Source organism: Pseudomonas sp. GGS8 (assembly GCF_024168645.1).
Taxonomy (GTDB): domain Bacteria; phylum Pseudomonadota; class Gammaproteobacteria; order Pseudomonadales; family Pseudomonadaceae; genus Aquipseudomonas.
Genome location: NZ_JALJWF010000001.1, coordinates 2,458,537 through 2,482,540, shown reverse-complemented (window position 1 = coordinate 2,482,540; position 24,004 = coordinate 2,458,537). Strand labels below are relative to the sequence as shown.

At 58.9% G+C, this 24,004-nt stretch carries 21 protein-coding genes and 1 tRNA gene; 13 read left to right on the top strand and 9 right to left on the bottom strand.

Annotated elements, in window-relative coordinates; translation table 11 throughout:
• Positions 1-9: 9 nt before the first annotated feature.
• Positions 10-86: transfer RNA gene (locus J3D54_RS11045), tRNA-Ile, on the top strand.
• A gap of 118 nt (positions 87-204) precedes the next feature.
• On the opposite strand, the gene J3D54_RS11040 is transcribed toward J3D54_RS11045, so the two are convergent.
• Together J3D54_RS11040 and J3D54_RS11035 are read right to left on the bottom strand one after the other, a co-directional pair.
• The gene (locus tag J3D54_RS11040) at positions 205-591 is read right to left on the bottom strand and encodes a hypothetical protein (protein ID WP_253418030.1); all 387 of its coding nucleotides are present in this window, start codon (positions 589-591) and stop codon (positions 205-207) included.
• Positions 588-902: a DUF6516 family protein gene (locus J3D54_RS11035; protein WP_253418028.1), complete on the bottom strand. Its 315-nt coding sequence runs from the start codon at positions 900-902 to the stop codon at positions 588-590. Before J3D54_RS11035 ends, J3D54_RS11040 begins: the two co-directional genes overlap by 4 nt.
• A 556-nt stretch (positions 903-1,458) precedes the next feature.
• Here J3D54_RS11035 and J3D54_RS11030 point away from each other — a divergent pair.
• Positions 1,459-1,755 carry a DUF3077 domain-containing protein gene (locus J3D54_RS11030; protein ID WP_253418026.1) on the top strand — a complete coding sequence of 99 codons (297 nt, stop codon included), beginning with the start codon at positions 1,459-1,461 and terminating at the stop codon, positions 1,753-1,755.
• A gap of 70 nt (positions 1,756-1,825) precedes the next feature.
• Here J3D54_RS11030 and J3D54_RS11025 read toward each other — a convergent pair whose 3' ends face one another.
• Positions 1,826-2,470, bottom strand: a complete 645-nt coding sequence (locus J3D54_RS11025; RefSeq protein WP_253418024.1) for a peptidase M41 — start codon at positions 2,468-2,470, stop codon at positions 1,826-1,828.
• Positions 2,471-2,607: 137 nt separating this feature from the next.
• Between J3D54_RS11025 and J3D54_RS11020 the strand changes: the two genes are divergently transcribed.
• The 10 genes from J3D54_RS11020 (at position 2,608) to J3D54_RS10975 (ending at position 13,669) form a co-directional block, all read left to right on the top strand.
• Positions 2,608-3,069 (top strand): Lrp/AsnC family transcriptional regulator, encoded by a 462-nt coding sequence (locus J3D54_RS11020; protein ID WP_007936532.1) that lies wholly within the window; start codon positions 2,608-2,610, stop codon positions 3,067-3,069.
• A gap of 236 nt (positions 3,070-3,305) precedes the next feature.
• Entirely contained in the window at positions 3,306-4,988 is a 1,683-nt protein-coding gene (locus J3D54_RS11015) for an NAD(P)/FAD-dependent oxidoreductase (protein WP_253418022.1), read from the top strand.
• Positions 4,989-5,000: 12 nt separating this feature from the next.
• Positions 5,001-5,795 (top strand): carbon-nitrogen hydrolase family protein, encoded by a 795-nt coding sequence (locus J3D54_RS11010; protein WP_253418020.1) that lies wholly within the window; start codon positions 5,001-5,003, stop codon positions 5,793-5,795.
• A 108-nt stretch (positions 5,796-5,903) separates the two neighbouring features.
• Positions 5,904-8,342, top strand: coding sequence for a pyrroloquinoline quinone biosynthesis protein PqqF (gene pqqF / locus J3D54_RS11005; RefSeq protein ID WP_253418018.1), 2,439 nt, complete (start codon positions 5,904-5,906; stop codon positions 8,340-8,342).
• Between the two features lie 156 nt (positions 8,343-8,498).
• Positions 8,499-8,573 (top strand): pyrroloquinoline quinone precursor peptide PqqA, encoded by a 75-nt coding sequence (gene pqqA / locus J3D54_RS11000; RefSeq protein ID WP_009045898.1) that lies wholly within the window; start codon positions 8,499-8,501, stop codon positions 8,571-8,573.
• A gap of 84 nt (positions 8,574-8,657) precedes the next feature.
• On the top strand, positions 8,658-9,569 hold the full coding sequence (gene pqqB / locus J3D54_RS10995) for a pyrroloquinoline quinone biosynthesis protein PqqB (RefSeq protein ID WP_253418016.1): 912 nt from the start codon (positions 8,658-8,660) through the stop codon (positions 9,567-9,569).
• A 130-nt stretch (positions 9,570-9,699) separates the two neighbouring features.
• Positions 9,700-10,452 (top strand): pyrroloquinoline-quinone synthase PqqC, encoded by a 753-nt coding sequence (gene pqqC, locus J3D54_RS10990; protein ID WP_253418015.1) that lies wholly within the window; start codon positions 9,700-9,702, stop codon positions 10,450-10,452.
• On the top strand, positions 10,449-10,724 hold the full coding sequence (gene pqqD, locus J3D54_RS10985) for a pyrroloquinoline quinone biosynthesis peptide chaperone PqqD (RefSeq protein ID WP_019580716.1): 276 nt from the start codon (positions 10,449-10,451) through the stop codon (positions 10,722-10,724). Before pqqC ends, pqqD begins: the two co-directional genes overlap by 4 nt.
• A gap of 4 nt (positions 10,725-10,728) precedes the next feature.
• Entirely contained in the window at positions 10,729-11,871 is a 1,143-nt protein-coding gene (gene pqqE, locus J3D54_RS10980) for a pyrroloquinoline quinone biosynthesis protein PqqE (protein ID WP_253426583.1), read from the top strand.
• On the top strand, positions 11,837-13,669 hold the full coding sequence (locus J3D54_RS10975) for a S9 family peptidase (RefSeq protein WP_253418013.1): 1,833 nt from the start codon (positions 11,837-11,839) through the stop codon (positions 13,667-13,669). The genes pqqE and J3D54_RS10975 overlap by 35 nt, the downstream gene beginning before the upstream one ends.
• A gap of 125 nt (positions 13,670-13,794) precedes the next feature.
• On the opposite strand, the gene J3D54_RS10970 is transcribed toward J3D54_RS10975, so the two are convergent.
• Both J3D54_RS10970 and J3D54_RS10965 read right to left on the bottom strand, forming a co-directional pair.
• The gene (locus J3D54_RS10970; protein ID WP_007904205.1) at positions 13,795-13,953 is read right to left on the bottom strand and encodes a YqaE/Pmp3 family membrane protein; all 159 of its coding nucleotides are present in this window, start codon (positions 13,951-13,953) and stop codon (positions 13,795-13,797) included.
• A gap of 191 nt (positions 13,954-14,144) precedes the next feature.
• Positions 14,145-15,428, bottom strand: coding sequence for an aspartate aminotransferase family protein (locus J3D54_RS10965; RefSeq protein WP_253418011.1), 1,284 nt, complete (start codon positions 15,426-15,428; stop codon positions 14,145-14,147).
• A gap of 169 nt (positions 15,429-15,597) precedes the next feature.
• On the opposite strand from J3D54_RS10965, the gene J3D54_RS10960 reads away from it, so the two are divergent.
• Complete coding sequence (locus tag J3D54_RS10960) at positions 15,598-16,527, top strand: LysR family transcriptional regulator (RefSeq protein WP_253418009.1); 930 nt, start codon at positions 15,598-15,600, stop codon at positions 16,525-16,527.
• A 227-nt stretch (positions 16,528-16,754) separates the two neighbouring features.
• Here J3D54_RS10960 and J3D54_RS10955 read toward each other — a convergent pair whose 3' ends face one another.
• From J3D54_RS10955 to J3D54_RS10940, 4 genes are all read right to left on the bottom strand, one after another.
• On the bottom strand, positions 16,755-18,533 hold the full coding sequence (locus tag J3D54_RS10955) for an acyl-CoA dehydrogenase C-terminal domain-containing protein (RefSeq protein WP_253418007.1): 1,779 nt from the start codon (positions 18,531-18,533) through the stop codon (positions 16,755-16,757).
• A gap of 186 nt (positions 18,534-18,719) precedes the next feature.
• The gene (locus J3D54_RS10950) at positions 18,720-20,516 is read right to left on the bottom strand and encodes an acyl-CoA dehydrogenase C-terminal domain-containing protein (protein WP_253418005.1); all 1,797 of its coding nucleotides are present in this window, start codon (positions 20,514-20,516) and stop codon (positions 18,720-18,722) included.
• Between the two features lie 90 nt (positions 20,517-20,606).
• Positions 20,607-21,896 carry a GGDEF domain-containing protein gene (locus tag J3D54_RS10945; RefSeq protein ID WP_253418003.1) on the bottom strand — a complete coding sequence of 430 codons (1,290 nt, stop codon included), beginning with the start codon at positions 21,894-21,896 and terminating at the stop codon, positions 20,607-20,609.
• 226 nt (positions 21,897-22,122) lie between these two features.
• Positions 22,123-23,928: a phenylacyl-CoA dehydrogenase gene (locus J3D54_RS10940; RefSeq protein ID WP_105340934.1), complete on the bottom strand. Its 1,806-nt coding sequence runs from the start codon at positions 23,926-23,928 to the stop codon at positions 22,123-22,125.
• Positions 23,929-24,004: the final 76 nt, after the last annotated feature.

Sequence of the window (24,004 nt, the reverse complement as noted above, 5' to 3'; positions counted from 1 at the left end):
GCCTACTGAGGGCCTATAGCTCAGTTGGTTAGAGCAGAGGACTCATAATCCTTTGGTCCACGGTTCAAGTCCGTGTGGGCCCACCAAACAAGAAAGCCGCGCTAATGCGCGGCTTTCGTGTATCTGAGAGTGCATACCGCACCCTCACCTCAAAACTTCCGAAAGTGTCCACACCAGTAGCTGGACCTTCGACGTATGAATTTTCTAGGCGCGCTTAGCTCTAGGGCCAGTCTTACGTTTAAGCAAGCCCTTCTTGCAGACAACAACTCGCGCCTCTCCCTTGTCAGACGCGGCGACAAAAGCACCTTCTGTTTTCAGCGCGTGCTTGGCCATAGCGACAAATCTTCCGGACTTCCTATCGAGAAAGATGCCAGCTGCGTACTGGGCAAAACTATTTGGCCTAGCGACTAGCTTCTTCGCCTTCTCTTCTCTGGCTTTCTCTTCGCTCAGATAGGCCCGCATTTCACCGGCATCCTGGAAGCTAACGTTCTCGTAATCGCCAAAAATTTCGTTCCGGTCGATTTGCCCGGAAAGCTTGCGCATACGTGTGAAGAAGTCCTCTTCAGTCTCAACTTGTACGGTTTTGCTCATTTTGCCTTCCTCTTTTCGAGGTATTGCTGCCATTCGGCTTCGAATCGGCTAAACGTGTCTTCAATTGAAATGAAGTCAACAGCTTCGATGGTACCCATGTAGTGTCTATGGTCGTACCCATGGGCGTTATCGTAGCCCACCACTCGGCCATTGTCGCCTGAGTACACTCGCGGATTGATGTAAGCCATGCTGTAGGTCAGAACCTTACCCGTTTCATCTTGGACCACTTCAAATCTGATTTGTCCATTTCCTTTCTTTTCTGGAATGACCGATCTTTCCGATATTTTTGTGGTTTTTGGCGGCTTTGCCATTTTCTATAGCCATCCAGACAAAAAAATTTTGGTCGAGGATCCTACCATGCCCGTAGTAATGGACTATCAGCCCATTGCACGGCGGTGTTCCCGATGATCGCAATGGAGACAGGGGCCAATGAGATGCTCAGACTGACCGAGAAGCCCTGCTGGTTTACGTTTGTGTGAACTTTTTGTGTCCACCATTTAAATTTTCTTTCGCGAGTTAGCAATATCGGATGACGCCCCCTTACCTTGTAGGCAAACTCCGAGAATTGCGTAATGGGCGCATTTGGGCACTTTGCCGCCTTGTTGGGCTTTTCTTCGACGGGATACTCTCCGGACGTCGCTGCCAATGTAGCGATCGGGTGTGGTAACCCGGCGAGGCTAAGCGCATCAGCGCCCCCATCACGACTTCAGGCGTTTTTTTCGCCTGCAATCCTGTGTTATGGCGGCTGTGCGTGGGAGACCTTCGGGTCTGCCGGTTCCTTGGCTCCCGGTTTACCTCCCTGCGTACAGCTGCCACCCATTCGTGTGGTAACGAATGCGGTAGCTCCTCAAGTTAAGGAGCGCAACAATGAGTAAAACAACTGCAGAACTGAAAACCATCGGCTTCACGCCGTTCATATACCACTCGGATCAGCCACTGTTCCACGTCAGCGCGGGCGTCCCCATCGTCGACGCATTGACTCAAGCCTCCGACCTGCTATCCCTCGCCAAATCATTTGCCGAGGACGCAGCCTACGCAAAAGACACCGACCGCCACGCCTGGGCCGCACATTACCTGACGTCGATGAGCAAAGCGGTGACTGATGATGTGGTGAAAGTGCTGACACCGCGACCTGCCCGGACAGCGACGGAGTCCGAAGAATAGCGCCTGCTCATTCCTTCAAACACGCCCCGATTTTTCGGGGCTTCCTGATCGTGGTCGGGCGTTCGGATGCTTAAACCCAAACACTTAACGTTGGAATCGCCTGCACTGGCCCCAGCCGCTCAAGCACTTCCCCCGTCAACACAACCTCATACGTATCCGCCGGCCGCCCCCACTGCTCCACAATGACCATGCGCTCCACCAGAAGCCCTGCCAGTCCAGTAATCGTATCGGCCAATGCCTCGACGATTTGTTGAGTCCGCAACCACAAACGATCATTAATGTCTGTCAGCTCAGAAATGATGCGGTCGGACGCCGCAGGGTCCGTATCGGGATAGGCGATGTTTCGAAGCAAGTACCGCAACTCCCTTATTTTTGCGTGATCCTGTTCCGCTCCAAACTCTCCTTTCAGGATGGCTGCCGCTTTCGACTTATCGACGAGTTTCTCGGGCGAGTGCTTTGTGGGCAATGTCTGCGCCATGGCGCCGGCGTAGAGGACCATCATCCGGGCTTCCAGATGTTCCTTCATGGCGTCGAGCGACGAAATGGACCGCGTCAAGGTAATGGAAGCCCCGCCATGGTGCGTCAAGCCCATGGTCACTTTCAGGGTCACATCACCCGTTTCAAAACCCAGGGCTCGGGCCACGACGTAATGCCCCATTTCGTGATTGGCAATCTGCAGTGCGTAGTCTCGCAGAGTCGCAGACATGTTCTTCATTTCGATCACCTCGCTTCACAGCCCCGGTTGGGCATTCGACTACGAGTGACAATTTGTGTCTATCCAATTAACCCGTCGAGAGTATGGAGTGCCTGTAATATGCCTGCCCATTGCTCTGTACCGCTGGAGATGCCCCTTTGCCTGACACTCGCCCGCCCGTTCTCGACGAAATCGACCGCCAATTGATCGCCGCCTTGCAGATCAATGCCCGTGAAAGTGTGGCCATGCTTGCCCGGCAGTTGGGTATCGCCCGCACCACCGTCACGTCGCGCCTGGCACGGTTGGAAAAGGCCAAAGTGATCACCGGTTACGGTGTGCGCCTGGGTCAGCGTGTGATCGATGGCGGGTTGCAGGCCTACGTCGGGATTACGGTACAACCGAGGTCCGGCAAGGAAGTGCTGCGTCGTCTTAGTGCCATGGCTCAGGTGCAGCAGCTGTGTGCGGTGAGTGGCGAATTTGATTATGTGGCGTGGTTGCGCACCGATTCGCCGGAGCAGTTGGATCAGTTGCTGGATCAGATCGGCAGTGTGGATGGGGTGGAGAAGACGACGACTTCGATCATCTTGAGCAGCAAGATTGATCGGGGGCAGCCGGTTTGAGTTTCTGCCGGTAAGTCTTCGGTGTCTGGTCGGGGCTCTTCGCGGGCAAGTCGGATCGCCGCACCGCTCGCTCCTACATTGACTATGTGTAGCGATACATCGTCATATTGATCAAGCAATTATCAAAACGACGACACATTGCGTCTTATTAACGTGTTCTACGCTCTCTAGAATGGCTGCCATCTTTTCCTATACTCAGACGCGCATCCTGCGTCGGGTCGCCAGCAAGGTCAGCCATGAACAAGAACAATCGCCATCCTGCAGACGGTAAAAAACCAGTCACTATTTTCGGCCCGGACTTTCCTTTCGCCTTTGACGACTGGATCGAACACCCGGCCGGTCTGGGCAGCATTCCGGCGCACAATCACGGCGCCGAGGTGGCGATTGTCGGGGCTGGCATCGCCGGTCTGGTGGCCGCCTATGAATTGATGAAACTGGGCCTGAAACCCGTCGTCTACGAAGCCTCGAAAATGGGCGGTCGCCTGCGCTCCCAGGCGTTCAACGGTGCCGAAGGCATCATCGCCGAGCTCGGCGGCATGCGTTTCCCGGTGTCGTCCACCGCGTTTTATCACTACGTCGACAAGCTCGGCCTCCAGACCAAACCTTTCCCAAACCCGCTGACCCCCGCGTCCGGCAGCACGGTGATCGATCTGGAAGGCAAAACCCATTACGCACAGAAACTGGCGGATCTTCCTGCGCTGTTCCAGGAAGTTGCTGACGCCTGGGCCGATGCCCTGGAAGACGGTTCGCGCTTTGGCGAGATCCAGCAAGCGATCCGCGACCGCGACGTGCCGCGCCTCAAGGAATTGTGGAACACCTTGGTGCCGCTGTGGGACGACCGCACGTTCTACGACTTCGTCGCCACCTCCAAAGCCTTCGCCAAACTGTCGTTCCATCACCGCGAAGTGTTCGGCCAGGTCGGTTTCGGCACCGGTGGCTGGGACTCGGACTTCCCCAACTCGATGCTGGAAATCTTCCGCGTGGTGATGACCAACTGCGACGATCACCAGCACTTGGTGGTCGGCGGCGTGGAACAAGTACCGCAGGGCATCTGGCGCCATGTGCCGGAGCGTTGCGTGCACTGGCCGGAAGGCACCAGTCTGAGCTCGCTGCACAACGGCGCACCACGTACCGGCGTGAAGAAAATTGCTCACGCGGCAGGCGGCCGTTTTGCGGTCACCGACAACTGGGGCGACACCCGCGAATACGCCGCGGTGCTGACCACTTGCCAGAGCTGGCTGCTGACCACCCAGATCGAATGCGACGAGACCCTGTTCTCGCAAAAGATGTGGATGGCCCTGGACCGCACCCGTTACATGCAGTCGTCGAAGACTTTCGTGATGGTCGATCGCCCGTTCTGGAAGGACAAGGACCCGGAAACCGGTCGCGACCTGATGAGCATGACCCTCACCGATCGCCTTACCCGCGGCACGTATTTGTTCGACAACGGCGACGACAAGCCCGGGGTGATTTGCCTGTCGTACTCGTGGATGAGCGACGCGCTGAAAATGCTTCCGCACCCCGTGGAAAAACGCGTGAAACTGGCGCTGGATGCGCTGAAGAAGATCTACCCGAAAGTCGACATCGCCGCACGCATCATCGGCGATCCGATCACCGTGTCGTGGGAAGCCGACCCGCATTTCCTCGGGGCTTTCAAAGGCGCCCTGCCCGGCCACTATCGCTACAACCAGCGCATGTATGCGCACTTCATGCAGGACGACATGCCACCCGAGCAGCGCGGGATTTTCATCGCCGGCGATGACGTTTCATGGACACCGGCGTGGGTTGAAGGCGCGGTGCAGACCTCGCTCAACGCGGTGTGGGGCATCATGAAACACTTCGGCGGTGAAACTCACGCCGAAAACCCGGGTCCAGGAGATGTATTCAACGAGATCGGTCCGATCGCCCTGCCCGAGTAAGAGGAATCCGAAATGCGCGTAGCCCTTTACCAATGCCCACCGCTGCCCCTGGATGTCGCAGGCAACCTGCAACGCCTGCATCAATTGGCGCTGGAGGCCAAGGGCGCGGACTTGCTGGTGGTGCCGGAGATGTTCCTGACCGGCTACAACATCGGCATAGACGCCATCAGCGTGCTGGCGGAGGTGTACAACGGTGAATCGGCGCAGCACATCGCGCGCATCGCCAAGACGGCGGGGATTGCCATTCTGTATGGCTACCCGGAGCGTACCGAGGACGGGCAGATCTACAACGCCGTGCAGTTGATCGACGCCAATGGCGAGCGGCTCTGCAACTACCGCAAGACTCATCTGTTCGGTGACCTCGATCACTCGATGTTCAGCCCCGGGCCGGATGAGTTTCCGTTGGTTGAACTCAACGGCTGGAAGCTTGGCTTTTTGATCTGCTACGACCTGGAATTCCCGGAGAACGCCCGGCGTCTGGCGTTGGCCGGTGCCGAGTTGATCCTGGTGCCGACGGCGAACATGATTCCCTACGATTTCATCGCCGACGTCACCGTCCGCGCCCGGGCCTTCGAAAACCAGTGTTATGTGGCTTACGCCAACTACTGCGGGCACGAAGGCGAGATCCAGTATTGCGGCCAGAGCAGCATTGCCGCGCCGGATGGCAGCCGTATCGCCCAGGCCGGTCTTGATGAAGCACTGATTGTCGGTGTGCTGGATCGCCAACTGATGATCGATTCCCGCGCCGCCAATCGCTACTTCATCGATCGTCGTCCCGAGCTTTACGACGCGCTGAACAAGCGCTGATCCACTCAGGGGGGCGTTCTCAATGAGTTTCCCCGGCGTAGTGTGGAAACTCATTGAGAACGCCCTCTAATCCGCTAGCATTAGCGCTTCTCTGTTCTGGAAGTGCTCATGCCTGCGCTGAATCACCCCCACCTTCACACTGAAACCCTGGCCAACGGCCTGCGGGTGACGCTGCGTCATGCTCCCGGTCTGAAGCGCTGCGCCGCCGCGTTGCGGGTTGCTGCCGGCAGTCACGACGTGCCATTGGCCTGGCCAGGGCTGGCGCACTTTCTCGAGCATTTGCTGTTCCTGGGTACAGAGCGCTTTCCCGCCGAGCAAGGGCTGATGGCCTACGTACAAGGTCATGGCGGGCAGGTGAATGCGCGCACCAGCGAACGGACGACAGACTTCTTTTTCGAACTGCCGCCTCAGGCATTCAGCGGTGGGCTGGAGCGTCTGTCAGACATGCTCGCCCATCCGCGTATGAATCCGGACGATCAGCGGCGGGAACGGGAAGTGCTGCACGCTGAATTTGTCGCCTGGTCGCGGGATGCCACAGCCCAGCAGCAATTTGCGCTGTTCGATGGGCTCTCGGCGGCCCACCCGTTACGGGCGTTTCATGCCGGAAACCGTTACAGCCTGCCGGTGCCGCAGCCTGAGTTTCAGCATGCGTTGAAGGACTTTTATCAGCAGTTTTATCAGACCGGACAGATGACGTTGAGCTTGGCCGGCCCACAGAGTCTCGAGGCGTTGAAAGGGATGGCGCAGGCGTTTGCCATTGCCATTCCCGCCGGTAAGAAAGTCCCTCAGGCAAAGCCCACCCTGTTGATGGATTCTTCGGACAATAGTTATCAACAGGCTGGTGAGCATCGACTGGATCTGCTGTTCGCCTTCGAAGCGCTGCCCGACTCATCGCCCGAAGCACTGGCGTTCCTGTGTCATTGGTTGAATACCGCAAAACCCGGCGGCCTGTTGGCGCAACTGCGAGAGCATGGGCTGGCGGACAACCTGAAAGCCGCGCCGCTCTACCGCTACGCCGGGCAAGCCTTGCTGCACATCGAATTCACACGGCCCGCCCACACCACGCAACCGGACAACATGATCCGCGAACGGCTTCTGGATTGGCTGGGCTTTTTTGCCTCTCATCAGGATTGGGTCGAGTTGCGCGAAGAGTACGCAACCCTGCAGCAGCGCCAACAGCAAGTCAGCAGCGCCTTGCAATTGGCCCAACGGGACAGCGAGCAACTTGAACCGGGGTTGTCCGAACAGAGCGTTGTCGCCCTCAAGGCAATTCTGAAACAAATCGGCACTGTGGATAACTTTATCGGCCAGTGGCAACTGCCAACCCCCAACCCGTTTTTGCGTACCGAGGCTCCAGCCGCGAATGCCGGCTTGATTCGCGGCCAGACCAGCGCCCACCGCGGCCTGCGGACCTTTGCCCAGGATCGCTCGCGCAGTCGCCGCGAACGATCGCCGATGCAGTTCAGTCAGGCATTGCCAGACAACACGGAAGAAGGTGCGGTTTATCTGCGCTGGCGCCTGGAGTCCGCGCCTCACAGCCGTCTTCAGACGTATCTGGAAAACAGCCTGGAGCCGTTGCGCGAAGATGCACGTCAGGCGGGTGTCGACGTTTCCTTCAGCGCATCAGGCAATGAATGGCTGCTGAAACTGACGGGCCTGCAGGAGCCGATGCCAACAGTCCTCGAACATGTGCTGAAAGCGCTGACAAAACCTGATGCGCGTTTCTCACAGGAAGAACCGACGACCATCCCATTGATGCCGATTCGACAGCTGCTCAAGGCACTGCCCGAGTCATGCCTTGAGCACACCACGACCTCAGATGACTTGCAGCAACTCTGGTCGAGTGCACGCTGGGATGGTCTGGCGACCGGCCTGTCGGCCCAGACTCAAGCGGCGATGGGGCTTGCCTTGAGTCGTGTGCCGGGAACGCCAGACCATCAATCGACGCCGCCGTTATTGATCGGCTCACTGCATCTCTGGAACGCCGTCGATACCGGCTCCAGCGAACACGCGCTGTTACTCTTTTGTCCGGCGGCAACCCATGACATCGCCGATGAGGCCGCCTGGTGCTTGCTCGCACACGTGTGCCAGACACCGTTCTACCAGCGCCTGCGGGTGGAACTGCAACTGGGTTACGCCGTATTCAGCGGACTGCGTCAGATAAACGGGCAGACCGGGCTGTTGTTCGGCGTGCAATCGCCAAGCGTCGCGCCTCTGGACCTGTTGCAGCACATCGAACAGTTCCTCGGCGAATTCGAAAGGCTGATCGAAGGCCTCGATGAGCGGACCTTCATTACCCAACGCCAGGCCCTGGCCAATCAATTCGACAGCACCGCCCTGCCCAACGCCCAGGCCGCCGAGCTACTCTGGCAAGGCAAACTGGCCGGCCATTCGTCTGATTACCTGAAGCGTCTGCCCCAGGCAGTTCTGATGATCGACCGTGAAGCCTTGCTGGCGGCGGCACAACGACTGAATCGGGCCGACGGCGGATGGCGCTGCCTGGCCAGCGGGCCTTGTTCCGGGGCGCCTTGGCAAGTGGCAAAATGATCATTACCGGTGCTGCAATTAGCTTTCTCAAAGATTCGTGGCCAATCGCTCTGTAATTTTGAGTAACATAGCCACCTAACTATCTGAACATCTCCGGCTGGAGGTGGACTATATGTATAGGTCTCAACTGTCCCATCCACCTGAAGGAGCGCTTCTATGTCCTGGTCCAAACCTGCTTACACCGACCTGCGTATCGGCTTCGAAGTCACCATGTACTTCGCAAGCCGCTAAGCTCTGCCGTCTGGTAGAGAATGCAGTGCTACGCCTCGGCTCGCCGGGGCGTTTTTATTTTCAGTTTTCAATGATGGAGCGGCCATGTTTGTCCAGATTCTAGGTTCCGCCGCCGGCGGCGGTTTCCCCCAGTGGAACTGCAACTGCGTGAACTGCGCGGGTTTTCGCGACGGCAGCCTGCGGGCCGAGGCGCGTACCCAGTCGTCCATCGCAATTTCCGATGACGGCGTGAACTGGGTGCTGTGCAATGCTTCGCCGGACATCCGCGCCCAGCTCCAGAGTTTCGCGCCGATGCAACCGGGGCGCGCGCTGCGTGATACCGGCATCAGCGCAATCATCCTGATGGACAGCCAGATCGACCACACCACCGGCCTGCTCAGCCTGCGTGAAGGTTGCCCGCATCAGGTCTGGTGCACCGACATGGTCCACGAAGACCTGAGCACCGGTTTCCCGTTGTTCACCATGCTGACTCACTGGAATGGCGGGTTGAACTGGAACCGTATCGAACTCGATCAGAGCTTCACCGTACCGGCCTGCCCGAACCTGCGCTTCACCCCGCTGCCCCTGCGTAGCGCCGCCCCTCCGTACTCGCCGCACCGCTTCGACCCGCATCCAGGCGACAATATCGGCCTGATCGTCGAAGACCTGAGCACCGGCGGCAAACTGTTCTACGCACCGGGGCTGGGCAAGGTCGATGCACCGCTGCTGAAGATCATGGCCAGCAGCGATTGCCTGCTGGTGGACGGTACGATGTGGGATGACGACGAAATGCAGCGCCGTGGCGTTGGCACGCGCACGGGTCGGGAAATGGGCCACCTGGCGCAGAACGGCCCCGGCGGTATGCTCGAAGTGCTGGAGCAACTGCCCAAACAGCGCAAAGTGCTTATCCACATCAACAACACCAACCCGATTCTCGATGAGGATTCGCCGGAGCGTGCGGAACTGGCCCGGCGTGAGGTTGAAGTGGCGTATGACGGCATGAGTATTGTGCTGTAGCGGATGGCCCCTTCGCGGGCAAGCCACGCTCCCGCAGAGATAGCGCTATCTCTGCGGGAGCAGGCTTGCCCGCGAAAGCGTCCGACCAGACACCCCAGAATCCACCCGGTTGTTCCCCCGGAGAACCGCAATGACTGACACCCCAATGTCCCCCACCGAATTCGAAGCGGCCCTGCGCGCCAAGGGCGCCTACTACCACATCTATCATCCGTATCACGTGGCGATGTATGAAGGCCGGGCGACCCGCGAGCAGATCCAGGGTTGGGTCGCCAACCGCTTTTACTATCAGGTGAACATCCCGCTCAAGGACGCCGCGATCCTGGCCAACTGCCCGGACCGCGAGATTCGTCGTGAGTGGATTCAGCGCCTGCTGGACCATGACGGCGCCCCCGGCGAAGACGGCGGTATCGAAGCCTGGTTGCGTCTTGGGCAAGCGGTCGGTCTCGACCCGGATCAGCTGCGCTCTCAGGAGCTGGTGTTGCCCGGCGTGCGTTTCGCGGTGGATGCCTACGTCAACTTCGCCCGCCGGGCCCGTTGGCAGGAAGCCGCCAGCAGCTCGTTGACCGAGCTGTTCGCTCCGCAAATCCATCAATCGCGTCTCGACAGTTGGCCGCAGCATTACCCGTGGATCGACCCGGCCGGCTACGAATATTTCCGCACACGCCTGGGCCAGGCGCGCCGGGATGTGGAACACGGTCTGGCGATCACGTTGCAGCATTACACTACGCGGGAAGGCCAGGAGCGCATGCTGGAAATTCTCCAGTTCAAACTGGACATTCTTTGGAGCATGCTCGATGCCATGAGCATGGCCTACGAACTGAACCGCCCGCCCTACCACAGCGTGACCGAGCAGCGGGTCTGGCATAAAGGAATCACCTTATGAGTTTCGATCGCAGCAAAACCCCAACCTGGCGTCCCGGCTACCGTTTCCAGTACGAACCGGCGCAAAAAGGCCATGTATTGCTCTACCCCGAAGGCATGATCAAACTCAACGATAGCGCCGCGCTGATCGGCGGCTTGATCGATGGCCAGCGAGATGTCGCGGCAATCATCGCCGAGCTCGACAAACAGTTCCCCGGCGTGCCCGAGCTCGGTGACGACATCGAGCAATTCATGGAGGTCGCCCGTGCTCAGCACTGGATCGAACTTGCCTGATTCCGTGTCAGACAAGTTACCGCCCAAGCCCGAAATCGGCCTGCCGCTGTGGCTGCTGGCCGAACTGACCTACCGCTGCCCGCTGCAATGCCCGTACTGCTCCAACCCATTGGATTTCGCCGAGCAAGGTAAAGAATTGACCACCGAACAGTGGATCAAGGTCTTCCGCGAAGCCCGGGAAATGGGCGCGGCGCAGTTGGGGTTTTCCGGCGGGGAGCCACTGGTGCGCCAGGACCTCGCCGAGTTGATCGCTGAAGCGCGCCAGTTGGGTTTCTACACCAACCTGATCACCTCCGGCATCGGCCTCACCGAGCAGAAAATCAGTGACTTCAAAAAGGCCGGCCTGGACCACATCCAGATCAGTTTTCAGGCCAGCGACGAGCAGGTGAACAACCTGCTGGCCGGCTCGAAAAAAGCCTTCGCACAAAAACTCGAAATGGCCCGAGCGGTGAAGGCGCACGGCTACCCGATGGTGCTGAACTTCGTCACCCATCGGCACAACATCGACAAGATCGACCGGATCATCGAGCTGTGCATTGCCCTTGAGGCAGACTTCGTAGAACTCGCGACGTGCCAGTTCTACGGTTGGGCCCAGCTCAATCGGGTCGGCCTGCTGCCGACCAAGGAACAACTGGTTCGCGCCGAACGTATCACTAACGAATACCGCGCGAAACTGGAAGCCGAAGGGCATCCCTGCAAACTGATTTTCGTCACGCCGGACTATTACGAAGAACGTCCGAAAGCCTGCATGAACGGCTGGGGCAGTATTTTTCTGACGGTCACACCGGACGGCACCGCCCTGCCCTGTCACGGCGCCCGACAGATGCCGGTGCAGTTTCCCAACGTGCGCGACCACAGCATGCAGCACATCTGGTACGACTCATTCGGCTTCAACCGCTTTCGCGGTTACGACTGGATGCCCGAGCCGTGCCGCTCCTGCGACGAGAAAGAAAAGGACTTTGGCGGCTGCCGCTGCCAGGCGTTCATGCTCACGGGTGACGCGAGCAATGCCGACCCGGTGTGCAGCAAGTCGCAACATCATGGCGTGATCCTCAAGGCCCGCGAAGAAGCCGAGCACGCGACCCAGACCATCGAACAACTGGCCTTTCGCAATGAACGAAACTCACGCCTCATCGCCAAAAACTGAACCCTTGAGCGCCGTCAGGGCCGTCGCGGCAGGCATCGACTTCGCCGAGTTGCAGGTTGGGCCACATGGCCTGTTCTGGAACGAGTACCGCCCCGAGGATGCCGCCTGCCGAATCTGGCAGTGGCGCGATGGTCAGGCGCATTGCCTGACACCACCCACCTTCAGTGTGCGCAGCCGGGTGTACGAATATGGCGGCGGATCGTTTTGCCTGACCGATGACGGGCTGGTATTCGTCAACGAGGCCGATCAGCAGCTGTATCGGCAATCACTGACCGATGAGACGCCTGAGGTACTGACTTCAAGTGAATGCCGTTACGGCGATCTGCAGTTCGCCAACGGGCAAGTGCTGGCGGTGGAAGAGAACCGCGATCGGCATCGCCTGGTGGCGATCGATCTGGCTGACGGCCAACGCCATCTGCTGGCCGAAGGCGCTGATTTCTACGCGGCACCGACCTTGAGTCCTGACGGTCGACGTCTGGCCTGGATCGAGTGGAATCGCCCAGATCAGCCCTGGACCGCAACACGCCTGATGATTGCCGAGCGCCAGCGCGATCACACCTTTGCGCAGTCGCGTTGTGTGGCCGGTGACGGTGCTCAGGAGTCACTGCAACAACCGAGATTCGATGACAGCGGTCGTCTGTATTGTCTGACCGATCGCGGCGGTTTCTGGCAACCGTGGGTGGAGTCGGCCAACGGTCTGAGCCCACTCCCGAGCGCTGCTGCCGACCATGCACCGGCGCCTTGGCAACTCGGTGGCTGCACCTGGTTACCGTTGAGCGAAGACACTTATCTGGCGAGTTGGACCGAAGAGGGTTTTGGGCGACTGGGGCTTTGTCATGGCGATGGCTCCTGTGACGATTTCACCGGCGACTACAGTCGCTTGCGCCATCTCGCACAGGATGAGCAGTTCATCTACTGCATCGCCGCTTCTCCGGTCAGTTCGGCGGCGGTGATTGCCATTGACCGCAAAACCCGGCAGGTGAAAACCCTCGCCGGTGGCGTTGTCCCCCTGCCCGCCGAACAGATCAGCCGCCCGCAAACCCTGCGCTATCCGAGTGGTTCGGGCGAGGCCCACGGCTTCTTCTACCCGGCGATGAACGGCAACACGAAACCGCCCTTGGTGGTGTTCATTCACGGCGGGCCGACGTCGGCCTGCTACCCGATGTTCGACCCGCGAATCCAGTATTGGGCACAACGCGGCTTCGCCGTGGCCGACCTCAACTACCGAGGCAGCAGCGGTTACGGCCGCGCTTATCGCCAGGCGCTGCATTTGAGCTGGGGCGTTGTGGACGTGGAAGATGCCTGTGCAGTGGTCGGCTACCTGGCCGAACGTGGACTGATCGATGGCCACAACGCATTCATCCGCGGAGGCAGCGCCGGTGGCTACACCGCGTTGTGCGCACTGGCCTTTCACAAGGTGTTTCGTGCGGGCGCCAGCCTGTATGGCGTCAGCGACCCCGTAGCGCTGGGCCGTGTCACCCACAAGTTCGAAGGCGATTATCTGGACTGGTTGATCGGCGACCCGGTGCAGGACGCTGAACGCTACGTCGCGCGCACGCCGCTGCTGCACGCGAACAACATCAGCGTTCCGGTGATTTTCTTTCAAGGTGAACTCGACGCCGTGGTGGTGCCGCAACAGACCCGCGACATGGTCAAGGCACTACAGGACAACGGCATTCTGGTCGAAGCGCATTACTACGCCGACGAACGCCATGGCTTTCGCAAGGCCGGCAATCAGGCCCATGCGCTGGAGCAGGAGTGGTTGTTTTATCGGCGGGTGATGGCGTTGGCGGACTGAAGTCTGCGCCCAATACAGATATTTGTGCCGCCCCATTCGCGAGCAGGCTCGCTCCCACAAGGGAAACGCATTCCAATGTTGGAGCGAGCCTGCTCGCGATGGCGATCTACCTGACTCCGAAAAACTCAGCGCTTGGCGATGATATACACCGCATGCACGATCCCAGGAATGTAACCGCACAACGTCAGCAGAATATTCAGCCAGAACGCCCCAGCGAAACCGACTTGCAGAAATACACCCAACGGCGGCAACAGAATGGCGATGATGATGCGAATAAAGTCCATGGGGCAGCTCCTGATTGAAGTGGGCTTCGTGCGAGCCATACAAATAGTCGACCTGCGCCGTTCATCAGGGTTCAGTTGTGGTTCGCAAGTACCTCAATAAAGACAAAAAAACGCCCCACGCGAAAAAATCAAACGTGGGGCGCTGCGTTATACCGCGAGACGGTTCGGAAATTTGTGTGGGGCGGGTCCGATCAGACCGCAATACCTTTGCGGCACTGCAGTTGCGCGGTGCGGACGCGGGAGAAGGCGCGGGCCAGGCGCAGGAGCATTTCGTCGATATTGGCCTTGCTGACCGTAAGGGCCGGGGTAAAGCGCAGGCAATCGGGTTGCGGCGCATTGAGCAGCAAGCCTTCGTACAACGCAGCCTTGACTACGGCGTCGGCCGAATCGTCTGACAGATCAAGCCCCCAGAGCAGCCCTTGCCCGCGCAATTCGCCGTGACCATAGCGATGGGCCAGACGACTCAGGCCTTCGCCCAAGTGCTGAGCAGTTTCCCGCATATGATCGAGAAAGCCCTTGTCCTGCACGCTGTCGAGCACGACAAGCCCGGCGGCACTCATCAACGCATTGCCATGATGAGTGCCGCTCATTTCGCCGATTTCGAAACAACAGGCCTTGCCTCGCGCCAACAATGCCGCCAATGGCACGCCACCGCCGAGCCCTTTGCCGAGCACCACGATATCTGCTCGCACGCCGTAGGACTGTTCCGCAAGCAAGGTGCCGCAACGACCGACGCCGGTTTGCACTTCGTCAAATATCAGCAGGATGCCAAGCTCACGACACAAGCGCTCGACGCCCTTGAGGTAGTACTCGGTAGCCGGAATCACCCCGGCCTCGCTCTGGATCGGTTCGAGCATGATCGCGACCGTCCGGGCGTCCACGGCTGCGTGCAATGCCGGCAGGTCATTGAACGGCACATGACTGAAGCCCGGCAGCTGTGGCTCGAATCGGTTGATCAGATTCGAACTGTCCGACGCTGAAATCGTCCCCAGGCTACGGCCATGACAGCCTTTACTGGCAACGATGATCCGCGAAGCGCCGCCACGATATTGCTGGCCCCATTTGCGCGCCAGTTTGATCGCCGCTTCACAGGCTTCGCTGCCACTGTTGAGCAGGTACGCCTGGTCACTGCCGGTAACGGCGCAGAGCCGTTCGGCAAGGTTGAGCATGCCGCGGTTGTGCAGTCCAAAACCCGGATTGATCAGCGACTGAGCCTGTTCCGAAATCGCTTTGACCAGTGCTGAAGGGCTGTGTCCGAGGCTAGTGGCGCCGCCACCCTGTGAGAAATCCAGATAAGCGCGGTCATCGCTGCCCCACAACCAGGAACCTTGGCCACGCACGAAAATCTGTTTCGGTCGTTCGACACTGGGCATCAGGCACTCGCTGGAAAAGTTGTCGCTTCTGGCAGGCAGGGAAGTGTCCATCGCCAGGTCATCAAGACTCGGTGGCTTGCGTCGCAGGTTGAACAGATTCATCGGATAAAACCTCGTCCGAGGTTTTTTGCCTTGCCTATGTAAACACCATCGCTATAAACGGTATTCATCGTGCTTTATGGCCCTGTAAGCCTTGTGAATGCGGTTAGACTAGGCGTAGGCAAGGCACTGAGCCATTTCGATTTCTCAGCATTTTCGATAAGTATTACTTATGGATTTCAAACAACTGCGTTATTTCGTCGCGGTCTACGAAGAGGGCCACGTCGGTCGGGCCGCCGAGCGACTTTCAATCTCCCAGCCAGCGTTGTCCCAGCAAATCCGCCAGCTCGAACAGCACCTCGATGTAAGCCTGTTCGAACGCAGCAGTAAACGTCTGTTGCCAACCCTGGCGGCCCATACGTTGTACAACCATGCCCTGCCCTTGCTCGATGGCCTGCAACGCGCGCGCGAAGCCTTGGGCAATTTCAAGGGCAAGGCGCTGCGAACCTTGGCCATTGGCGTGCTGCAGACCGTCCACTCCAGCCTGGTGCCACAAATGCTCGAACGCGTGCGCAAGGCCCAGCCACATCTGGTGGTGCAAATCTATGAATTGACCGGTCTGGAAATCGAACGGCGGCTACTCAACGGTTCGCTGGACATCGGCATCAGTTACCTGCCGCCCCGCCAGCCAGGTTTGCACGGCGTGCAGTTGTACGAAGATGAGTTGACCCTTGTCATCCCGGCGGACCATCCGTTGCGCGAGTTCAAGAAGGTCTCCATGAGCCAGGCCGCCGAATTGCCCATGTTGCTGCTAGGTGAAGAGTTCCAGGTGCGGCAGATCTGGCAGGCACAATTGGCCAGTCTGGGGCGCCGCCCACAGGTACAAGCCGAGCTGAACAACATGGCGGGGATTCTCGACAGCCTGCCGCACACGCGACTGGCGACCGTTCTACCCGGGCGCTCGCAAAACACCCATGGTGACCAGGCGCTACTGTGGAAGCCACTGAGCGAGCCACGGGTGCCGCTGATAGTCGGGTTGGTGTGTCGGGATGTACAACGACAACAGGCTTCGCTGACATTACTACGAACACTGCTGGAAGAAGTGATGAATAGACCGGATGACCACTTGGGTAACCTGGCGGCCTTGGATGGGTTGAACTGAGCACTTTTTCGCGGGCAAAAGAAAACCCCGCCGAAGCGGGGCTTTGCAGACTGTTTCCCTGACATCCATTTCACTCCGCCGTCCTGGCAGAATCCTACGTGTCCGTGTTGTTGCTTTGCGCTTCCTGCGCGACGTCCATGTGAAGTAGATTAGCTCTGGATCCAATCTGCGCATATGGGAAAACAGCAGCACGTCATGTAAGAGAATGCTTACATGACGTTACAGGGTCAGAATTGTCCTGCGTCCAACAGGAACAGCGACTCGCTCCCCGCCTTTACCGACGCGCTCAGCGAGGGAATACGCGGCAGCAGACGGGCGAAATAGAACCGCGCCGTACCGAGCTTGCTCGCGTAGAAATCGTCTTGCGCTTCTTTGCCGAAGGCTGCCTTGGCCATCAGTGCCCACATGTAGGCGTAGGATGTGTAACCGAATGCTTGCAGATACTCGACCGAAGCAGCGCCGATTTCATTCGGGTTGTTTTTCGCCCGGTCCAGCAGCCATGCGGTCAGCTCGTCGAGGGTGTCCACTGCATCGTTCAGCGGTTTGGTGAACTCCGCCAGATCAGCACTGGCCGTCGCGGTGAAATGACGAATCTCGTCAGCGAACAGTTTGTAGAACGCCCCACCGCTGCCGACGATCTTGCGTCCTACAAGGTCCAGCGCCTGAATACCGTTGGTGCCTTCGTAGATCTGCGTGATGCGCACGTCACGAACCAGTTGCTCCTGGCCCCACTCACGGATGTAGCCGTGGCCGCCAAAAATCTGCTGGCCATGAACCGTGGTTTCCAGCCCCAGGTCGGTCAGGAACGCCTTGGCCACAGGCGTCAACAGTGCGACCAGGTCTTCTGCGCGCTTGCGGGTGGTGGCGTCTTCGCTGAACTTGGCGGTGTCCAGTTGCATCGCCACGTAAGTGGAAAATGCGCGACCGCCTTCGTTCGAAGCTTTCATGGTCAGCAGCATGCGACGCACGTCCGGGTGGACGATGATCGGGTCAGCCACTTTGTCTTTGTTCTGCGCGCCGGTTGGCGAGCGGCTCTGCAGACGGTCGCGAGCGTATTCGATAGCGTTCTGGTAGGAACGCTCACCCGAGGCCAGGCCCTGGATGCCGACACCCAGACGCTCGTAGTTCATCATGGTGAACATCGCTGCCAGGCCTTTGTTCGGCTCGCCGACCAGGTAACCCACGGCTTCGTCGAAGTTCATCACGCAAGTTGCGGACGCCTGGATACCCATCTTGTGCTCGATCGAACCACAGGTCGCCGGGTTACGCGCACCGAGGCTGCCATCGGCATTGACCATGAACTTCGGCACCAGGAACAGCGAAATACCTTTCGGTCCTGCTGGCGCGTCCGGCAGTTTGGCCAGTACCAAATGGATGATGTTTTCGGTCAGGTTGTGTTCACCGCCGGTGATGAAGATCTTGGTGCCGCTGACCTTGTAGGAACCGTCGGCCTGAGGTTCAGCCTTGGTGCGGATAATCCCAAGATCAGTACCGGCGTGCGGTTCGGTCAGGCACATGGAACCGGCCCAGACCCCGGCGTACATGTTCGGCAAGTACGCGGCTTTCAGCTCTTCGCTGGCGTGAGCGTTGATCGACAGGCAGGCACCGGCGGTCAGCATCGGGTACAGACCGAACGACAGACTCGCGGAGTTGACCATTTCTTCGACCTGCGCCGAAACAGCCTTGGGCATGCCCATGCCGCCGTAGGTCGGATCGCCACCGACACCGACCCAACCGCCTTCGGCGTAGGTCTGATACGCCTGTGGGAAACCGGCCGGCGTGGTGACGGCACCGTCGGCCCAATGGCAACCTTCTTCGTCAGCCGCACGGCTCAGGGGCGCGATGCTTTTGCTGGTGACCTTGCCGGCTTCTTCCAGAATGGCTTCGACGGTTTCAGCATCGACGGTTTCGGCAAGCGCAGGCAGTTCGGCCCAGAGTTTGGCGACCTCGAAAACTTCATTGAGGACGAAGCGCATATCGCGCAGGGGCGCTTTGTAGTCAGCCATGGCAAACCTCGCAAGATCTAAACAGGTGGTTCGTAGGAATAGTGATTTCGTTGTGTTCGAGTGTACCTCAACAACTTTTGCGACACATAGGGTCAACCCGTGACCATTTTGTTATTTTTAGTCATCAGCTTATTCCTCACAAAAAACCCGCAGCAAGGCGGGCTTCTTTGTGGCTGACTTGAATGATTAAAGCGCAAACAACTCCGCCGGCAGCGTCATCAGGCAATCGCTACCTGCCTCGATGGCCGCCCGATGAGCAGCCGTACGCGGCAGTAAACGCTTGAAGTAAAACTCGCTGGTTGCCAGTTTGCCCTGGCAGTAATTGGCATCCCCAGTGCCCGTCTCCAACTGCGCCTGAGCCACCAGCGCCATGCGTAGCCACAGGTAGCCGAGGATGATGTAGCCGCTGTACATCAGGTAATCCACCGAGGCAGCACCGACTTCATCCGGATTTTTCATCGCGGCCATGCCGATCCTGGTGGTCAACTCGCCCCACTGCTGATTCAGACCGTTGAGTTGCGCAACATAACTACCGAGTTGCGGATGCTCAGCGTTTGCCGCACAGAACTTGTGGACGATCCTGGTGAAGCCGCGCAGCAGTTTTCCCTGACTGCCAAGGACTTTGCGCCCAAGCAGATCCAGCGCCTGAATGCCGTTGGTGCCTTCGTAGATCGGCGCGATCCGGCAGTCGCGGACCAACTGCTCCATGCCCCACTCACGAATGAAACCGTGGCCGCCAAACACCTGCATGCCAAGGTTGGTCACCTCCAGCCCGGTGTCGGTCATGAAGGCTTTGCAGATCGGTGTCAGGAACGCCAACAGGTCTTCGGCATCCTGACGCGCCGTTTCATCCGGGCTCGTATGCGCAGCGTCCAGCAACTGTGCGGTGAAGTAAGTCAGCGCCCGGTTGCCTTCGTTGAAGGCCTTCATGGTCAACAACATCCTGCGCACATCGGGATGCACGATGATCGGGTCGGCAGGTTTTTCCGGGGCTTTCGGGCCGGTCAGCGAGCGCATTTGCAGACGGTCGTTGGCGTATTTGATCGCGCCCTGGAAGCTCGCCTCCCCCAGACACAGACCTTGCATCCCGGTGCCGAGCCGCGCGTGATTCATCATGGTGAACATGCAGTTCAAGCCTTTATTCGGCTCACCAATCAGGAAACCCTTGGCGTCGTCGAAATTCAGCACACAGGTGGCCGAGGCCTTGATGCCCATTTTGTGTTCGATCGAGCCGCAGGAAACGCCGTTGCGCTCGCCCGCCTCGCCCTCGGCATTGGCTAGGAATTTGGGCACGATAAACAGCGAAATGCCTTTGGTCCCCGCTGGCGCATCCGGCAGTTTGGCCAGCACCAGATGAATGATGTTGTCACTCATGTCATGTTCGCCGGCGGAGATGAATATCTTGCTGCCGGAGATCGCGTAACTGCCGTCGGCCTGAGGCACGGCGCGGGTCTTGATGAGGCCCAGATCAGTGCCGCAATGGGCTTCGGTCAGGCACATGGTGCCGGTCCATTGGCCAGCAGTGAGCTTGCTCAGGTAGGTCTGTTTCTGTTCTTCAGTGCCATGGGCATGGATGGCCGACATCGCACCGTGGGTCAGGCCGGGGTACATGCCCCAGGACGTGTTGCTGGAGCCGACCATTTCGCTGATGACCAACCCCAAGGAGCTTGGCAAGCCCTGGCCACCGTAAGCCGGATCCGCCGCCAGACCATGCCAGCCACCTTCCACGTATTGCGCGAATGCTTGCTTGAAGCCTGTAGGCGTTGTGACCACGCCGTTGTCGAAATGGCAGCCTTCTTCGTCGCCGCTGCGGTTCAGCGGTGCGAGAACGTTCTCACAGAATTTCGCGCCTTCTTCGAGGATCGCATTGACCATGTCCGGGCTGGCATCAGTGGCCCCCAGCGCGGCGTAGTTGCGGTGAAAATCGAACACGTGATCGATCAGAAAGCGCATGTCGCGCAGGGGAGCTTTGTACTCGGGCATAGTCATTTCTCCGGCAGCAGATGGCTCAAACCTACTGCCGTGCACCACGCCTCACAATCACAGTCCAGACGCTGAATGCGCCATCATCACTCAACCCGCAGCGGTGTCCATGCGCACCGCGCCACGGCGGTTCTGACCGAAGGCCATCACACAGTTTCGCCCCGCGCCCTTGGCGCTGTAGAGCGCCTGGTCAGCGGATTTGAGCACTTCTTCGGGGGTGCGCTGTTCCAGTCGTTCGGCGACGCCGATGCTGACCGTGACCGAAACACTTGAGGCGCCCGAACCCGCGCGGCGCTGGCGTCCCTGCTGGTCATCCTGGGGACGGCTGTCCTGATTGCGCAGCTGGATGTTGTAGGTGGCGATGGATTCGCGGATGACTTCCAGGTGCGGCATGCACTCTTCGAGAGTCTTGCCTGCGAACACCAAGGCAAATTCCTCACCGCCGTAGCGATATGCCCTACCGCCACCGCTGATTTTCGACAGCTTGCTGGCGACCAGTCGCAACACTTGGTCGCCAACATCGTGACCGTGGGTGTCGTTGAATTTCTTGAAGTGATCGACGTCGCTCATGGCCAGCACGTAATTGCGCCCCAACCGTTGCATGCGTTCGTTCAATGCGCGGCGCCCCGGCAGGCCAGTGAGTTCGTCGCGGAAGGCCATCTGATAGGCCTCATGGGCAACCGCCGCGGCAATCATCAACATCACCTGGCTGCACATGATGTTCAGGGTGAAGGGCAGGATGAAGGTTTTCGGCAACATCCAGAACAATCCCAACAGCCCCACCAATTGCGCAGCGTGCAAGGGTCTTGGGTTGCGCCAGTATTGCCAGGTCAGTAACAGGAACGAGGCGATGAACACGGGATAAGACAATTGGATCAGGCTCATCCAGGCGCCATGCAGGGCTGGCCAGCGGATCTCCGACAGCCACATCAGCAGCGCCTGTGGGTAACTTTGCTCCAGCCCCAGCGCCACACTGCCGAACGCCAGCAACACAGCGAAGCGCGCCACCATGTCCTGGAACAGGTGCGTGCGCTCTTGCCAGGCGGCGAACAAGCCAAACAGCAATGGCAGCAGCAAACAGCACAGATGGAACACCACCGCGGCGTCTTCACGAACCTTGCCGTTGTCGCGGTAATAATCGGTCTGAGTGTCGAGCAGGAAGTAGGCGATGTACACCGTGACCATCAGAAACAGTTCACGCTGACGTCGGTAAACCGCGCAATACGCACCGCCGAGCAACAGCACCAGAGTGGGCAGCACGTTGAACAGCGAAGTGAAGAAGACGTTGAGATCCTTGACGTAGGCAGCCGCAAGCCCCGCGAGCAACAACAGCAGCGATGGCAAAAAATGGCTGAAACGTACAGCGGAAGAACGCGGCAAGGGTAAAGCTCCGACCCGGCAAACATAGATGGCATTGTGCCTGCATTTGGAGCAGCTAAGCACGTGCAATGTGACACGCCTCACATCGCAGCCTCTGTAACGGCAGCAAAGTCGTTCTTCTTAGCGTTTTAGTCAGGAATATTTACAGACGTGATCGTTTGCGTCAGGCATAAAAAAGCCGCTGCTCCCGAGGAAGCAGCGGCTTTGTGAAGAGACTGTGTAGGGCTTAGTAACCCAGTGCGAAGTCTTCTTCTTTCATATCCATCAGGTTGTTGGCACCCGACAGCATGGTTGCAACGTGAGTGCGGGTACGCGGCAGGATACGCTGGAAGTAGAAGCGCGCAGTCTGCAGCTTGGCGGTGTAGAACGCCTCTTCGGTGGTGCCGGCAGCCAGTTTCTCAGCCGCCAGACGCGCCATGTCAGCCCAGAAGTAGGCCAGGCAGGCGTAACCGGAGTACATCAGGTAGTCCACCGACGCCGCGCCGACTTCTTCGCGGTCTTTCATGGCCGCCATACCGACCTTCATGGTCAGCTCGCCCCACTCTTTGTTCAGCGCAGCCAATGGCTCGACGAACTCTTTGACCGCGTCATTGCCTTCGTTGCTCTGGCAGAACTTGTGGACGATCTTGGTGAAGCCTTTGAGCGCTTCGCCTTGAGTCATCAGCACTTTACGGCCCAGCAGGTCGAGTGCCTGGATGCCGGTGGTGCCTTCGTACAGCATCGAAATGCGGCTGTCACGAACGTTCTGCTCCATGCCCCACTCGGCGATGAAGCCGTGGCCGCCGTAGATCTGCACGCCGTGGTTGGCGGATTCGAAACCGACTTCAGTCATGAAGGCTTTGGCGATTGGCGTCATGAAGGCCAGCAGTGCGTCGGCTTTCTTCTTCTCTTCTTCATCGACGCCGTACTTGACGATATCGACTTGCTTGGCGGTGAAGTAAACCATCGCGCGGTTGCCCTCGGCGAACGCCTTCATGGTCAACAGCATGCGACGCACGTCAGGGTGAACGATGATCGGGTCTGCAGCTTTGTCCGGCGCTTTCGGGCCAGTCAGGGAGCGCATTTGCAGACGATCGCGAGCGTATTTCAAGCCGCCCTGGAAGCCGATTTCGGCGTGCGCCAGACCTTGCAGCGCGGTACCCAGACGTGCGGTGTTCATAAAGGTGAACATGCAGTTCAGGCCTTTGTTCGCCGGACCGATCAGGTAACCAGTGGCCGCGTCGAAGTTCATTACGCAGGTGGCGTTACCATGGATGCCCATCTTGTGTTCCAGGGAACCGCAGCTCACCGCGTTGCGTGCGCCGATCGAGCCGTCTGCGTTCGGCAGGAATTTCGGCACGATGAACAGGGAAATGCCTTTAGTGCCGGCCGGTGCATCCGGCAGACGAGCCAGAACGATGTGGACGATGTTGTCGGCCATGTCGTGCTCGCCGGCCGAGATGAAAATCTTGGTGCCGGACACTTTGTAGGAGCCGTCGGCCTGAGGCTCGGCCTTGGTGCGCAACATGCCCAGGTCGGTGCCGCAGTGCGGTTCGGTCAGGCACATGGTGCCGGTCCATTCGCCGGAAACCAGTTTGGTCAGGTAAGCCTCTTGCTGCTCAGGCGTGCCGTGCTCGGAAATAGTGTTCATCGCGCCATGGGACAGGCCTGGGTACATACCCCAGGACCAGTTGGCTTCACCCACCATTTCGCTGACAGCCAGGCCCAGAGACTCCGGCAAGCCCTGACCGCCGTGTTCTACGTCATGAGCCAGGCTTGGCCAGCCGCCTTCGACGAATTGCTTGTAGGCTTCTTTGAAGCCAGTCGGGGTTTTAACGCCGGACTCGCTCCAGGTGCAGCCTTCGATGTCACCCACGCGGTTCAGCGGAGCCAGCACCTGCTCACAAAACTTGGCGCCTTCTTCGAGAATGGCGTCAACCATGTCCGGAGTTGCGTCTGCACAAGCCGGAAGGCTCTGATAGTGCGCTTCGTAGCCGAGCAGTTCGTCACGAACGAAGCGAATATCACGCAAGGGGGCCTTGTAGTCAGGCATAGCGATAAACCTCTGCTGATGTAACCGGGAATGAACGACCGTGGTGTTTTGTTGTGACGGTCAAACAGTTGTTTGA